Here is a 13,775-nt window from a genome sequence, read left to right on the forward strand (position 1 = left end):
CCCATACTCGGAGAAAGGATCCCGAAAGGCAGGACCACGATGACAGCGACAGCCCTCGACAAGACCGCCGGGCGGCGACCTTGGGTGCTGCTGGTCGGGCGAGGCAGCATCTCGCTCCTCTTCGGACTCTGCGCGATCACCGCGTCCGGCACGACGGTTCTGCTCCTCGTCATGCTCTACGGAGCGTATTCCGCCCTCGACGGCCTCATCGGTGTGGTGCTCGCACTGATTCCCGGTGATCCGACCCGCCGCGCAGTCTCCGGCGCGCTCGGCGTTCTCGACCTCGCCATCGGAGTCGTGATCCTCCTATGGCCCGCAACCTCGGTTGCCGTCCTGGCCGCGCTGGTGGGAGCTGCCCTGATCGCGTCGGGCCTGGCCGAACTGGCCGCGGCCACACTGTGGCGAAAGACTCTGGCCGGGACGTCACTGCTGGCGGCCGCGGGAATCGCCAGCGCACTCGCCGGGGTAGTCGTTCTGGCCCGGCCGGTCACGGCCGCGCGGACATTCGCCGTGCTGCTCGGGGCATTCGCCGTCGTCCACGGACTGGTGCTCCTGACCCACCTGGTCCGCCCGAAGAATATCTGAATTCGTCACGAGAAAGGATCCGGTATGCACCACAGCAGCGGGAACTACGAGGCGTTCGCGCGACCACGCAAGCCCGACGGTGTGGACCGCAAAACCGCGTGGTTCGTCGGTGCCGGTCTCGCGTCCCTGGCCGGAGCGGCTTTCCTCATCCGCGACGGCGCGATGTCCGGAGACCGGATCACCGTGTTCGAGCGGCTCCGGCTCCCGGGCGGCGCTCTCGACGGAATCAAGGAGCCCGAAAAGGGGTTCGTGGTGCGCGGCGGACGTGAGATGGAGAACCACTTCGAGTGCCTCTGGGACCTCTTCCGATCGATCCCGTCCCTGGAGGTCGAGGGCGCCAGCGTCCTGGACGAGTTCTACTGGCTCAACAAGGACGACCCCAACCGGTCGCTGCAGCGTGCCACCGTGAACCGGGGCGAAGACGCGCACACCGACGGGATGTTCACCTTGAGCGACCCCGCCCAGAAGGAGATCGTCAAGCTGTTCCTCGCCGGCCGAGCCGAAGTCGAAGGCAAACGCATCGACGAAGTCTTCGGCGCCGACTTCCTGGCCAGCAACTTCTGGTTGTACTGGCGGACGATGTTCGCGTTCGAAGAATGGCACAGTGCCCTGGAGATGAAGCTGTACCTGCACCGCTTCATCCACCACATCGGCGGGCTCCCGGACTTCTCGGCGCTGAAGTTCACCAAGTACAACCAGTACGAGTCCCTCGTCCTGCCCCTCTACACCTGGCTACTGGAGCAGGGAGTGGTGTTCCACTTCGACACCGAGGTCCTCGACGTCGACTTCGACCTTACCGACGGACGCAAACAGGCAACCCGCGTGCACTGGCGACGCGGCGGCGAGCGCGGGGACACCGGTCTCGGGCCGGACGACCTGCTGTTCATGACCATCGGCTCGCTCACCGAGAACTCCGACAACGGCGACCACCACACGCCGGCGCGGCTCGACGACGGCCCGGCCCCCGCCTGGGACTTCTGGCGGCGCATCGCCGCCAAGCACCCCGACTTCGGCCGGCCCGACGTCTTCGGCTCCCACATCCCGCAGACGAAGTGGGAATCGGCGACCGTCACCACCCTCGACCCGCGCATCCCGGAGTACATCCAGAAGATCTGCCGGCGCGACCCGTTCAGCGGCCGGGTCGTCACCGGCGGCATCGTCACCGTCCAGGACTCTCGGTGGCTGATGAGCTGGACGGTCAACCGCCAGCCGCACTTCAAGCAGCAGAAGCCCGGTGAGGTCGTCGTCTGGCTGTACTCGTTGTTCGTGGACAAGCCCGGCGACTACGTCGGCAAGCCGATGCAGGAGTGCACCGGCGAGGAAATCACGCAGGAGTGGCTCTACCACCTCGGCGTGCCCGTCGAGGACATTCCCGAACTCGCCGCGACCGGCGCCAAGTGTGTTCCGGTGATGATGCCGTACGTGACGTCCTTTTTCATGCCGCGCCGTGCTGGGGATCGCCCTGACGTCGTCCCGCCGGGCTCGGTCAACTTCGCGTTCATCGGCCAGTTCGCCGAAAGTGGCCGCGACTGCATCTTCACCACCGAGTACTCCGTCCGAACGCCGATGGAAGCGGTCTACACCCTGCTCGACATCGAACGTGCCGTCCCGGAGGTCTTCGGCTCGACCTACGACGTCCGCGCCCTGCTCGCCGCGACCGGCCGGCTGCGCGACGGAGCGGAACTGCACCTGCCCGGGCCGCGTGGCGTGCGCTCCGGTCTGCTGCGCAAACTGGACACCACGGAGATCGGGGCGCTACTCACCGACGCCGGCCTGCTACCGCCCATCGGCGACGACCCGGCTGCGCGCCGCACCTGATCCCGCGGCCGGGCGCGGGATTCGACCGCGCCCCGGCCGCGTCAGCGACGACTCCGCCGCTGTGCGGTGAGCAGCAGCGCCACTCCGGCACCGAGCAGCCCGAGCACGCCGATCGCTTGTCCGCCGAACCCGCTGACGCCGGTGTCGGCGAGGCGTCCGGGATCCGTGCTGTCCGGTCCGCCACCGCCGGGACCCGGTCCGGGCGTTCCGCCGGGGGTGGTGGTGCCCCCGTCCGGATCGGGCGGCGGCACCGCGCTCGAGGTGGACGACGGAGTGGTGGTCGTGGTGGTGGAACTCGTAGCCGAGGTCGTGGACGACGTCGTCGTCGACGTACTGGGGGACGTCGGGGTCGTCGACGTGGTGGGCGTGGTGGACGTGCTCGGCGTTGTCGGGGTCGACGGCGCGCTCGACGTGGTCGAACTCGTAGTCGACGTGCTCGGTGTGGACGACGTCGTCGGGGTCGGCGATCCGCACTGCACCTCGACGTCGCCGAGCCGCAGCGACGTCACCGGACCGTCGTACACCCGGCGCCCGCCGGTGTCGTTCAGCGAGGCGCTGACTTCGATGTCGAGCCACGCCCGGGCGTAGTCCTGACGGATCTGGGACGCAGGGTCCTCATGGGGCGTCACCACCACCGTCACGCTGCTGGGACCGATCTCGGGGACCCCCAGGTCGGTTCCGGTGACGCTCAACTGGTTGCGTCCGGTCCGCACGGTGTGGCCGAGCGCCGAGATGACTCCGCTGTTGGTGCGGTTGTAGGCCAGCGCCCACGGCCCGATCGGTGGCTGGACGCATTCGGCGTAGGAGTCCAGCGACGCCACCGAACCCACGGTGCGGGGTTCGACGCCGATGAGCGACTTGCCCTTGAACTTCACCTCGAGCGCGGTCAGCTGCGCTTGCGCGGTGTTCTTGACCGTGCCGCTGGAGGTCCGCGTTTCCTTGGTGGCGATGCTGATCCTGCGCAGCATCCCGTCGGGATCGCTGAAGTCCCCGTTGTCCACATCACCAACCGAAGACGACACTGCCCTTCCGTACCGGCCGGTGTATGCGGCCAAGCCCAGGGCGTCGACCCGCGTATTGGTCAACCGGACGAGCGTCGCTTCGGCGGGCGTGTCCGCACGAGCAGGTCGCGTGGCGGCCTGACCGGCCGACCCGGTCACCATCAACGCGACGGCTCCGGTGACGAGAACCGATCCGGACAAAGCCTGAGGCCAACGTAGAGAACGCACTGATTCAATGAAGCACACGTACTCCCTATCATCGGGCGGCAGCGGCCGACGGCGGGCGATGACCAGCCATTGGGGTGAAGCAAGATCAGCTTCTGTCGACCATCGGCCCTTCGATCACCCGCGGGTGGAGGACCTGCCCGCCCCGCTCGCCGGTGAGCTCCCCGTGTTCCCTCGCGACCGTCCCGTTCACCAGCACCGCCGACGTCCCGGTGGCCGGCTGCCGGGGATCGTCGTAGGTAGCGCGGTCGGCGACGGTGGCCGGATCCAAGACCGCGACGTCGGCGGCCGCCCCCGGCGCCAGCACACCCCGGCCGCTCAGCCCCGCCCGTCGAGCAGGCAGTGAAGTCGCCTTGCGCACGGCTTCTTCGAGCGGAAACAGCTTCTCCTCACGGGTGTAGCGGCCGAGAAGACGGGCGAACGTGCCGAAGCTGCGGGGATGTGGCTTGCCGGCCCCCGCGACGTCGAGCACCCAGCCGTCGCTGGCCACTGCCGACAGCGGTGATCCCAGCACGGCGCGGACGTCGTCCTCGGCCATGGCGTGGTTGACGATCGCGACGTCGCCGTGGGCCGAGAGCACCCGCAGCACGACCTCGGCCGGGTCCAGCCCGCGCTCGCCGCCGATGGCCGAGACCGACTTTCCGGCGGAGCCGGTGAACGGCCCGGGGCCGAGTTCGGCCAGTACCAGGCCTTCCGGGTCGATGTCCCGGCCGAAACGGTCGCGAAGGCCACGTGCGACGGCCGCGCGCTCCTCCCCCGAGGCCAGGCGCCGCCGGAGAGCCGGGGCGCCGCCCTCCAGCGCCCACGACGGCAGCCGGGTCGCCAGGGACGTACTGGACGCGGTGTACGGGTAGACGTCGCACGCCACGTCCTGGCCACCCGCGTGCGCCGAGGTGATGAGGTCGAGAGCGCGGCGCGCGAGTCCGTGGTTCGCCGGGCCCATGCTTTTGAGATGGGACACCTGCAGCCGGGCGCCGGCCAGGCGAGCCGTCTCGAGCGCCTCGGCGACGGCCTCGCAGACCCGATCCGTCTCGTCGCGCACGTGAGTCGAATAGAGCAAGCGGTGGCGCGCGGCGTGCCTGACGAGCGCGACCACCTCGTCCGTGCGGGCGAACAGTCCGGGCGGATAGATCAATCCCGTCGAAAACCCGACGACACCCGCGGCCGCCGACCGGTCGATCCACGTCCGCATCTCGGCGAGTTCACCTTCGGTCGGCGCGCGGTCCTCGGCACCGAGCACCGCCGTACGGAGCTGGTTGTGTCCCAGTTGCAGCGCGAGGTTCACCCCGGGCCGGGTCGAGACCACCATGTCGCGGTACCCGGCGGCGTCGTTCCAGTCAGCGCCCGCGGCCACGTCGCCGTACCCGGCGAAGACACCGGAATCGCGGTTGCGTTCGGTGATCGGGAAGGGCGAATGCCCGCAGTTGCCGCCGACGAGCGTCGTGACTCCCTGCGCGAGGGCCGAGACCGCGGCGGGCGAGGACGGCAGCGTGAAGTCGGCGTGCGAATGCAGGTCGATCAAGCCGGGAGCGACGACGTGCCCTGACGCGTCGAGAACTCGCTTTCCGGTGAGCGGCCCGGCGGATATCGTCGTGATGACGCCATCGTCCACCGCGATGTCGGCCGGTCGGCCCGCGGCGCCGGTTCCGTCCACGACCACACCGCCGGAGATGACGAGTTCATGCACCACTGCCGTCCTTCACGTTCGCCGTGATCAGCGGGGCTGAGCTGGATCCGGGTTTCCGGTCGGAGGTCGAACGCCGGCATCCGGACAGCGGCGTGTGGTTGCGGCAGCTGCCGGCGTTGTGCCGCTCGGTGTCCCGGCAGTGGGGCACGACCCGGGACGGACCGCTCCGGTACGGCCGGACCAGCATCGTCGTTCCCGTCGTGCGGCGCGGCGATCCCGCGGTCCTGAAGCTGGTCAGCCCCGCTGGAGACGTCGACGCGGAAGCAACCGCGCTGGCAGCGTTCGCCGAGCGCGATGTGGTGGACCTCCTCGCTGTGTCGTCGCGGCATCGTGCTCTTCTCCTCGAACGGCTCGACGGCCCGGCCCTGACCGACCTCGAAGATCCTCGCGAAGCTTCGGCCGTCGCCGGCGCGGTCGCGCGCAGCCTGGGCTCGGCCCCCGCACCCGCCGGCGCTCCCGCGCTGCCGGTTTTGGCCACCAAGTGGATGAGTACGTTGAAAGTCCAGCACCAGCAAGCCAAGGACGACGGCACTTCCGTACCCGAAGACCACTTCGACGCCGCAGTCGCCGCGATAGACCGGCTCGCGATCGGCACCGGGACCACACTCACCCACGGCGATCTCAGCTTCGACAACATCATGCGATCCGGAACAGGGCGTTGGGTGGCCGTGGACCCGGTCCTTCTGCGCGGCCCCGTGACGTACGAGGCGCACACGGTCACCAGAAGCCTCCTGACCCGCATCCTCGGTTCACCGCGTCCCAGCCGGATGCTGCGCGACACCACCGAGCGTTTCTGCGAGGCGGCGCAGGTCGACTGCGAAGCAGCGCAAGCCTTGTCGCTGGCGAGGTCGATATCGTCGTACTACTGGGAATCCCGCCACGGCGGGCGGCCGGCGGACGTCGCCGAGCTTCGCCGCCTGTCCGCGCTGCTCGGTGCTCTGTTCTAGCGCGGCAGGGTCTCCTGCCACTCGCTGAGGTATTCACGCAGCAGCAGGTCCAGGCAGTGGCCGATCCGGAGGTAGTCCAGGTCCTCCAGGTTGGCGAGGGAAACGCGGACCGACCACTCCGGACCGTCGAAGCCCCCTCCGTTGAGCAGGACCACCGAGCTCTGCTCCGCGAGGCGGAACAGGAAGTCGATCGGCTCGTACGCCGACTGGAGGTGCCGGGCGAAGTCCGCGCCGTATTGCCGCTCGGCTTCGGCCAGGATGTCGAGTTCGATGTAGTACGAGGCTCGCTGCGGGTCGTCGGCGATCTTCATCCGGGATCCTTCCAGCAGGAGTCGCAGCCGCCGGTCGACGACCTCGCGGACCTGGTGCTTGTAGGCCTGCCCGGACTCGGACAGCGCGTAGAGGGAGAACAGCGTCATCTGGACCTGCTGGGGTGTGCTCAGGCCCGCGGTGTGGTTGAGCGCGACCCGCCGGGAGTCCGCGACGAGCCGGTCGATGAACCGGATCTTGTCCGGCTCCAGGGTGAGCGTGCCGTAGCGGGTACGCAGACGCTGTTTCTCCGGGTCCGGGAGGTTCGCGATCTGCTCGTCGAAGATGTTGTCGTCGTGCAGGGCGATGACACCGGTTCGCCAACCGGTTGCCCCGTAGTGTTTGGAGTAGGAGTAGACGAGCAGCGTGTTGCGCGGCAGATCGGCCGCGATAGTGCGGAAGCCCTCGACGAAGGTGCCGTAGACGTCGTCGGTGACGATCATCAGGTTCGGGTTGCGGGTGGCCACGACCTGCTTGATCTCTTCGTGCACCGCGTGGGACAGGGCCAGCGACGGCGGGTTGCTCGGGTTGACCAGGCACACCATCCGGATCGCCGGGTCGGCCAGTTTCGCGATCTCGCGCGAGGGGTAGCGCCACTCGCGAACGCCGGTGTCGCTGAACTTGCTGGCCTCGATCAGCACCGGTTCGAGCCCGTAGGTGTCCAGCACCGGGATTTCGATGTACGGGGTGAAGATCGGCACCATCAGCGCGACCTTGTCGCCGCGCTTGAGCAGTCCGTTGGCCATCAGCGAGTCGAAGATGTAGCACATCGCGGCGGTGCCGCCCTCGGTGGCGAACACGCTCATGCTCTGCCCACCGGGTTTCTCGCCCGCGAAGATCTCCTGCCGGAGGTACTCCTCGACGACCCGCTCGCAGCAGCGCAGCATCCGGTCCGGCACCGGGTAGTTGTCCGCGGTGATCCCGTCGGCGAGTTCGTGCACCCAGCTGTCCGCGTCGAACCCGAACCGCTGCACACCGACCTCGACCGCCTCGCGGAGCTCGGTCATGCCCGGCAGCCCGGGATGGGCGTGGGCGTAGGCGGCGAACCGCCCGGCGATCCCTTCTTTCGCCGGCATTCCGGCGAGGTCGCCGTCGGTCCACACGCGACGGCTCTCGGTCATCGCGAACGCGCCCAGCGCGTAGAAGGCTTCTCGGGGGGCGGCGGCTATCCAGTTCGGGTTGCCCCGGCCCGCGTTGAGCATCAACTTGTTCGCCCGTTCCTTCTGCGCCGGCAACTCGGCGAGCCGTTGCTGGGCCAGGGCGATGAAACGCTCCTTCAGTTCGAAGGGGCTCAGCTGGCCGTACTGGCGAAGTTCTTCGCGGGTGTGGGAGGTCTGGGTCATGGTGGGCTGCCTCTCTGTCCGTCAGTGCTGGAGGATGACGATCACCGCGCCCCAGACGGTGAGCAGGACGTTGCCCACGGCGTAGGGGATCGTGTAACCGAGGGTGGGGATCTGGTTGCGGGCGGACTCGTTGATCGCCCCGATCGCGGCGGTCGTCGTCTGCGCGCCGGCGAGGACGCCGAGCAGGATGGGCAGGCGCATCTTGAGGATCCACCAGCCGACGGCGAACCCGATCAGCAGCGGGAGAACCGTGGCCACGGCGCCGAGGCCGAGCAGTCCCCAGCCGGCCTGGGCCAGCCCGCTCGAGAAACCCGGTCCGGCGTTGATGCCGACCACCGCGACGAACAGGCACAGACCGAAGGTGTCCATGAACCACTGCGCGCCGGGCGGCACGTTGCCGAACGTCGGGTACTTGCCGCGCAGCCAGCCGAACACCAGGCCCATGATGAGCGCGCCGCCCGACGTGGACAGGCTGATCGGGACCCCGCCCAGCGTCAGCGCCGGAATCCCGATGCACCCACCCAGGAACACGCCCAGGGAAATCCAGGCCATGTCCGTGGCGAAGCTCGTCCGGACCGGGGTGCCGATGCTGCGGGCGGCGGGTTCGACCAGCCGTTTGGGACCGGACAGGACGACGGTGTCCCCGCGTTCGACCGTGGTCGCGAGCCGGAACGGGAACTCCGCGCCGGAGCGGTAGAGCTTGTCGACGTAGACGCCGGCCATGAACGGTTCGCGGCGGAGCCCGCTGATGCTCTTGCCCAGCTGCCCCCGGTTGTGCGCCACCACGTGCAAGTACTCGGTCTCGTAGCCCAGCAGGTCGACGTCGTCGGTCTCCGGGCCGATCTCGTCGGCCGGGTCGAAGCCGATCAAGTCGCCGCGCAGAGCGCTGATCGCGAGGACGTCGCCGATGGCGAGGACGATTTCCTGGGACTGTTCCAGCAGAGCGCCGTCCCGGCGGACCCGGGTGATGTAGACCCGCCTGCCCCGTTCGGCCTGTCCCTGCTCGAATTCGGCGATCGTCCGGCCGGCCTCGGCGGGATTGGCCAAGGTGTGGGCGCGGAGCACGATCTCGTAGTAGCCCTCGCCGAGGTCGGGGTCCTCGGAGTGGACGTCCATCTCCTTGGCCAGCTCGGCGCTCTCGGCGGCCAGGTCCTTGCGCACGAGCCGCGGCATGAGGTTGGCCAGCAGCAGCGCGCAGAGGATGGTGCCGAGCGGGTAGGTGACCGCGTAGCCGATGGCGACCAGGTTCGACTGCTCCGTCACCTGCCCCGCGGACAGGCCCGGCAGGTTCGCGATCGCGTCGCCGGCCACGCCGATCACGGCCGACTGCGTGAGCGCCCCGCCCAGCAGCCCCGCGGACAGACCGGGGCCGTAGCCCAGGAGCGCGGCGAACGCCCAGCAGATCAGCAACCCGGACCCGCAGACCACGAGCGCGATGAGCACCTGGGGCAGCCCGTCGGAGCGCAGCCCGCGGAAGAATTGCGGGCCGACGCGGTAGCCGAGGGCGAAGAGGAAGAGGATGAAGAACAGCGACTTGACCGTGCTGTTCACTTCGACGTGGAACACCCAGCCGAAAGCGAGGCCGGAGATCAGGCAGCCGGTGACCGCACCGAGTGCGATGGCCCGGTAGTGCAGCTTGCCGATGAGGAAACCGAACGCCACGGCCAAGAACACGAGGAGCTCGGGATAGTGCTCGAATATCTTCGCGCGCAAGAAATCCACGTTCTTCAGCGTCCGTGATCGGTGTCGGAATTGCTACCAGGAACGATCTTGATTACCGGATGTGGTGACGGGCGGAGCACGGCGGCGCCCACCTGGACTCCCACCGCGATCGCGATGATCGTCAGGATCGCGGTCAGCAGGTCGCCCAGCCCGAATGAGCCGTGCGCACCGACCAGTTCGGAAACGCTGCGGAGGCCGACGGCGCCGGGGACGAGCAGCCAGAAGGCCGGCAGGAAGGTGACTTGCGCCGGTGGCCCGCCGCGGCGCGCCGCGAGGTCCGCGACCACGATCGCCACCACGCCTCCGGCGAAGCCGCTCAGCACGCCGAGGCCCGTCAGCCCGGCCGCGGTCTGCACGCCCCACGCCAGGTACAGCGCCGTCAGCATCCAGCCGAGCGACCCGGCCGGTGCCGACGAATACAGGTACTGGCCGATCCCGAACACCACTACCCCGGCGATCGGCGCCCACCAGCCGAACGCTCCCGGCCGGCCGGGAGCACCGCTCGTTCCACCGGCCAACTGCGTCCCGGCGAAGATGCCGAAAGCCAGCAACAGCAGGACATAGCAACCCGAGACCATCCGGCTGCTGCCGCCGACCAGCGATCCCGCCGCGATTTCGATGGCCCCGATCGTGAGTGCCGCGCCGGGCAGGAAGGTGACCAGGGGCGGGATCAGCAACTGCGTCGCACTCGGCGCGGGAACCAGGTGACCGAACCGGTACACCAGCACGGTCACGACCAGCGCCGCCACTGCGGGCAGCACCTGCGCCAGCACCCGTGAACGCTCCCCGAAGACGCGCAGCACCCCGACGACCGTGCCGAGGATCAGGTAGGCGAGCAACGCGCCCACGTTCGCGTTGAGGACCAGGCCGAGGCCCGCACTGAGCACCGCGTGCCCCGCGAGCCGCAGCCATCCCGGGATCCTCGGCGGCGTGTCGAGAACCTCTTCCAGCCGCCGGATTCCCTCCTCCGGCGGCATTCTCGTGGTCCGCGCCCGCTCCAGCAGCGCCTGGACGCCGCTGATCTGGTCCAGCCGGAGCACCGACTGGTCGGTGGGCGCGAAGTCCACTGTGGCCGTGTGGCCCGCGCCGACGCGCACGAAAACGCCGGTCGGCAACACGAAGACGTGCGCGCCCTCGGCACCGTAGGCCGCCGCGAGCCGCTCGACGCGCACCGTCACCTGGTCGGCCGACTCCCCCGCCCGGCACAACGCGACCCCGAACCGGCGGAGCAGATCGACCAGCAGTTCCTGCGGGGGCGGCGGCCCATCGGCTTGGACCGGAACCGGTGGACGGGCGAACCAGTGCGAGAGCCCGGCGGTCGTGCGCCGCCACCCGCGGGGAACCGCCACGACGGTCAGGCGCCGATCAGCCCGACGACGACCGGACCGGTCAGCGGCAGGAGGATGCTGGAGAGGGCGTAGGTGATCGTGTAACCGATGAGCGGCACAGAATTGCCCGCGGTCGCTGTGACCGACGAGATCGCCGGGGTACTGCACTGCTGGCCCGCGATGGCACCCATCAGGATGGGCGGCTCGATCTTCAACAGCCGATGCCCGACGTAGAGCGACAAGAGCGCGGGCACCAGCACCATCACAATGCCCGCGATGGGCAGCAAGACGCCGTAGCGGGCCAGCATCGGCCCGGCCTGGGGCGCCGCGGCCAGCCCGGTGGCGGCGATGAACGTGGCGAGACCGAGGTCCTTCATGACGGCCACGGCGGCGGACGGGATGTTGCCGATCGCCTTGTGCCGGGAGCGGAACCACCCGAACACCAGACCGGCCACCAGCGCGCCGCCGCCAGTGCCGAGGGAGAGCGGGACGTCGCCGGCGTGCACGGTGAGCTTCCCGATCAGCATGCCCGCGGTGACGCCGAGGCCGAGGTAGACGAAGTCGGTGCCGAGGCCGCGCGGGACCGCGTAGCCGATGCTCTTGCCGGCCCGGTCCAGGTCCGCCGGTGCGCCGACGACGTCGAGCGAGTCACCCCGGCGCAGCGTGGTCGCGTCGTGGGCGGGGAGGCGTTTGTCCCCGCGCAGCAGGCCGGTGACGAACACGCCGTGCGTCGGCGCGGTGTGCTGCGCGCGCAGCTCGCCGAGCGAGGTGTGGTCCAGCTCTTTCGCCGTCACCACAATTTCCCGGTTCTCCAGGGTGAGCGGGTCGCCACCGTCGGAGGCTCGCTCGTCGCCGAGCACCACCCCGGCCTCGACCAGGCCTTGGCGGTCCCCCACGACGAGCACGGTGTCGCCCGGAGCGAGCCGGAGGTCCGGGCCGAGCGCCTGCGGGCGGCCGTCCCGGACCACGCGTTCGACCGCGGTGCGGCCCGGCAGCGCGGCTTCGACCTCGGCCACGCTGCGACCGGCGGCCGGGCCGATCCGGTAACTGCGCCCGACGATCCCGGGCATGGCCGGCAACTGCCCGTCCTCGGTGCCGCCCCCGCCCATGCGGGCGAGCAGGTCGGCGGCCGACTTGCGCAGGTTGATCCGCAGCAGCGCGGGCCCGAGCCCGCTGGTGAACAGGACGATGGTCACCAGCCCGAACAGGTAACAGACCGTGTAGGCGGTGGCGACCTGCCCCTGCTGCGCGACGACCTCGTTCGCCGGCAGCCCCAGCTTGCCGATGGCCTCCGACGCGGTGCCGACCACGGCCGACTCGGTGGCCGCGCCGGCGAGAATGCCGGACGCGACCCCGACGTCGAGGTGCAGGGCCCCGGCCACAGCCAGCACGAGCACCAGCACGGTCGCGGTCTCGATGAACGACAGCACACCGATCTTGAGACCGGAGCGGGTGAAGTTACCGAAGAACTGCGGTCCACCCGAATAGCCCAGAGCGAAAATGAACAGCGCGAACGCGATGTTCTTCACCTCGTTGCTCACCGTGACCCCGAGCAGGCCGACCACCATCGCGACGATCAGGGTGCCGCAGATCCCACCGAGCTGGATCGGCCCGATCCGCAGCTTGCCCACGGTGTAGCCCAGCGCGAGGCACACGAAGAGCGCGATCTCCGGGGTCTGCTGAAGCAGCGACCTGGCCCAGTCCATCTCGATGGCCTTTCACTCGTTCGGGTCGGCCTCACGGCTCACCGGGCGGTCAGAGACGGACGGTCGCCCGCGAAGGCTGAGCGGATCGGGCGACGGGCACTTCCGGGCCGTGCAGAGCTTCTCGCAGTGCCGAGATCACCAACGCTCGGGCCAGCTCGGTGGCCTGGCAGTCGCGAAGGCTGTCGAGCATCAGGAAGTCGTGGACCATGCCCAGCACGCGCACCGCGCTCACGGTGACCCCGGCGGCCCGCAGCCGCGCCGCGTACGCTTCACCCTCGTCGCGCAGGACGTCGGCTTCGTCGGTGATCACCAGCGTGGGCGGCAGGCCGCGCAGCTGCTCGTCGGTGGCCCGCAGCGGCGAGGCGTAGGGCTCGGCCCGCTGACGCTCGTCGGTGGTGTACTGGTCCCAGAACCACTGCATGCCCTCGCGGGTCAGGTAGTAGCCCTCGGCGAACTGCCGGTAGGACGGGGTGTCGAAGTGCGCGTCGGTCACCGGGTAGAGCAGCACCTGGGCGGCGACGTCGATGTCGCCGCGGTCCTTGGCCATCAGCGCGAACACCGCGGACATGTTCCCGCCGACCGAGTCGCCGCAGACCGCGAGCCGTGAGCCGTCGAGGCCGTGCTCGGCGCCGTGGGCGGAGACCCACTTGCCCACGGCGTAGTTCTGCTCGATCGCCGTCGGGTATTTCGCATCCGGCGAGCGGTCGTAGACGGGGAACACCACCGCCGCCCCCGCACCCACGGCCAGTTCGCGCACCAGCCGGTCGTGGGTGTTCTCGTCGCCGAACACCCAGCCGGCGCCGTGGATGTACAGGATCACCGGCAGGTCCCCAGGTGCACCCCGGGGCCGCAGTACCCGCGCCTTGACCGCGCCACCGGCGTGCGGCACCCCCACCCACTCTTCGTCGATGTCGGGTTTCGCCACGCCCTCGCCCGTCTGCAGCCCGGCCAGGATGTCGCGGCCCTGCTCGGGGGGCACTTCGTAGATGCGTGGATGAGCCACGGTCGCGTCGGCGAGTTCCTGCGCCGCCGGCTCCAACACCGGGGACGGCGATTCGCTGTCAGGCATCGTGGGATCCTCAATCTGCCGATGACTACTCAAGG

The 13,775-nt window shown here is 69.6% G+C and carries 10 protein-coding genes; 3 read left to right on the plus strand and 7 right to left on the minus strand.

Annotated features, from left to right (window positions below; genetic code table 11):
- Positions 1-39: 39 nt before the first annotated feature.
- The gene (locus ACZ63E_RS04990; protein WP_465334407.1) at positions 40-585 is read left to right on the plus strand and encodes an HdeD family acid-resistance protein; all 546 of its coding nucleotides are present in this window, start codon (positions 40-42) and stop codon (positions 583-585) included.
- 24 nt (positions 586-609) lie between these two features.
- Positions 610-2,403, plus strand: a complete 1,794-nt coding sequence (locus tag ACZ63E_RS04995; protein WP_465334409.1) for an oleate hydratase — start codon at positions 610-612, stop codon at positions 2,401-2,403.
- Between the two features lie 41 nt (positions 2,404-2,444).
- On the opposite strand, the gene ACZ63E_RS05000 is transcribed toward ACZ63E_RS04995, so the two are convergent.
- Together ACZ63E_RS05000 and ACZ63E_RS05005 are read right to left on the minus strand one after the other, a co-directional pair.
- Positions 2,445-3,605, minus strand: coding sequence for a hypothetical protein (locus ACZ63E_RS05000; RefSeq protein ID WP_465334411.1), 1,161 nt, complete (start codon positions 3,603-3,605; stop codon positions 2,445-2,447).
- Between the two features lie 112 nt (positions 3,606-3,717).
- Positions 3,718-5,316 carry an N-acyl-D-amino-acid deacylase family protein gene (locus tag ACZ63E_RS05005; protein WP_465334412.1) on the minus strand — a complete coding sequence of 533 codons (1,599 nt, stop codon included), beginning with the start codon at positions 5,314-5,316 and terminating at the stop codon, positions 3,718-3,720.
- Between the two features lie 23 nt (positions 5,317-5,339).
- Between ACZ63E_RS05005 and ACZ63E_RS05010 the strand changes: the two genes are divergently transcribed.
- Positions 5,340-6,263 carry an aminoglycoside phosphotransferase family protein gene (locus tag ACZ63E_RS05010; RefSeq protein WP_465334414.1) on the plus strand — a complete coding sequence of 308 codons (924 nt, stop codon included), beginning with the start codon at positions 5,340-5,342 and terminating at the stop codon, positions 6,261-6,263.
- Here ACZ63E_RS05010 and ACZ63E_RS05015 read toward each other — a convergent pair.
- From ACZ63E_RS05015 to ACZ63E_RS05035, 5 genes are read right to left on the minus strand one after another with little or no spacing between them, the layout of a single operon-like run.
- The gene (locus tag ACZ63E_RS05015; RefSeq protein ID WP_465334415.1) at positions 6,260-7,915 is read right to left on the minus strand and encodes a bifunctional aspartate transaminase/aspartate 4-decarboxylase; all 1,656 of its coding nucleotides are present in this window, start codon (positions 7,913-7,915) and stop codon (positions 6,260-6,262) included. The genes ACZ63E_RS05010 and ACZ63E_RS05015 overlap by 4 nt on opposite strands.
- Before the next feature lie 21 nt (positions 7,916-7,936).
- A complete protein-coding gene (locus ACZ63E_RS05020) occupies positions 7,937-9,637 on the minus strand; it encodes an aspartate:alanine exchanger family transporter (RefSeq protein WP_465334416.1) in 1,701 nt (566 codons plus the stop codon).
- Positions 9,638-9,642: 5 nt separating this feature from the next.
- Positions 9,643-10,986 carry a threonine/serine exporter family protein gene (locus tag ACZ63E_RS05025; protein ID WP_465334418.1) on the minus strand — a complete coding sequence of 448 codons (1,344 nt, stop codon included), beginning with the start codon at positions 10,984-10,986 and terminating at the stop codon, positions 9,643-9,645.
- A 5-nt stretch (positions 10,987-10,991) separates the two neighbouring features.
- Complete coding sequence (gene aspT, locus ACZ63E_RS05030; RefSeq protein WP_465334419.1) at positions 10,992-12,671, minus strand: aspartate-alanine antiporter; 1,680 nt, start codon at positions 12,669-12,671, stop codon at positions 10,992-10,994.
- Between the two features lie 49 nt (positions 12,672-12,720).
- Positions 12,721-13,740 carry an alpha/beta hydrolase gene (locus ACZ63E_RS05035; RefSeq protein WP_465334420.1) on the minus strand — a complete coding sequence of 340 codons (1,020 nt, stop codon included), beginning with the start codon at positions 13,738-13,740 and terminating at the stop codon, positions 12,721-12,723.
- Between the last annotated feature and the right edge of the window lie 35 nt (positions 13,741-13,775).

The organism is Amycolatopsis sp. NPDC104819 (assembly GCF_055583145.1).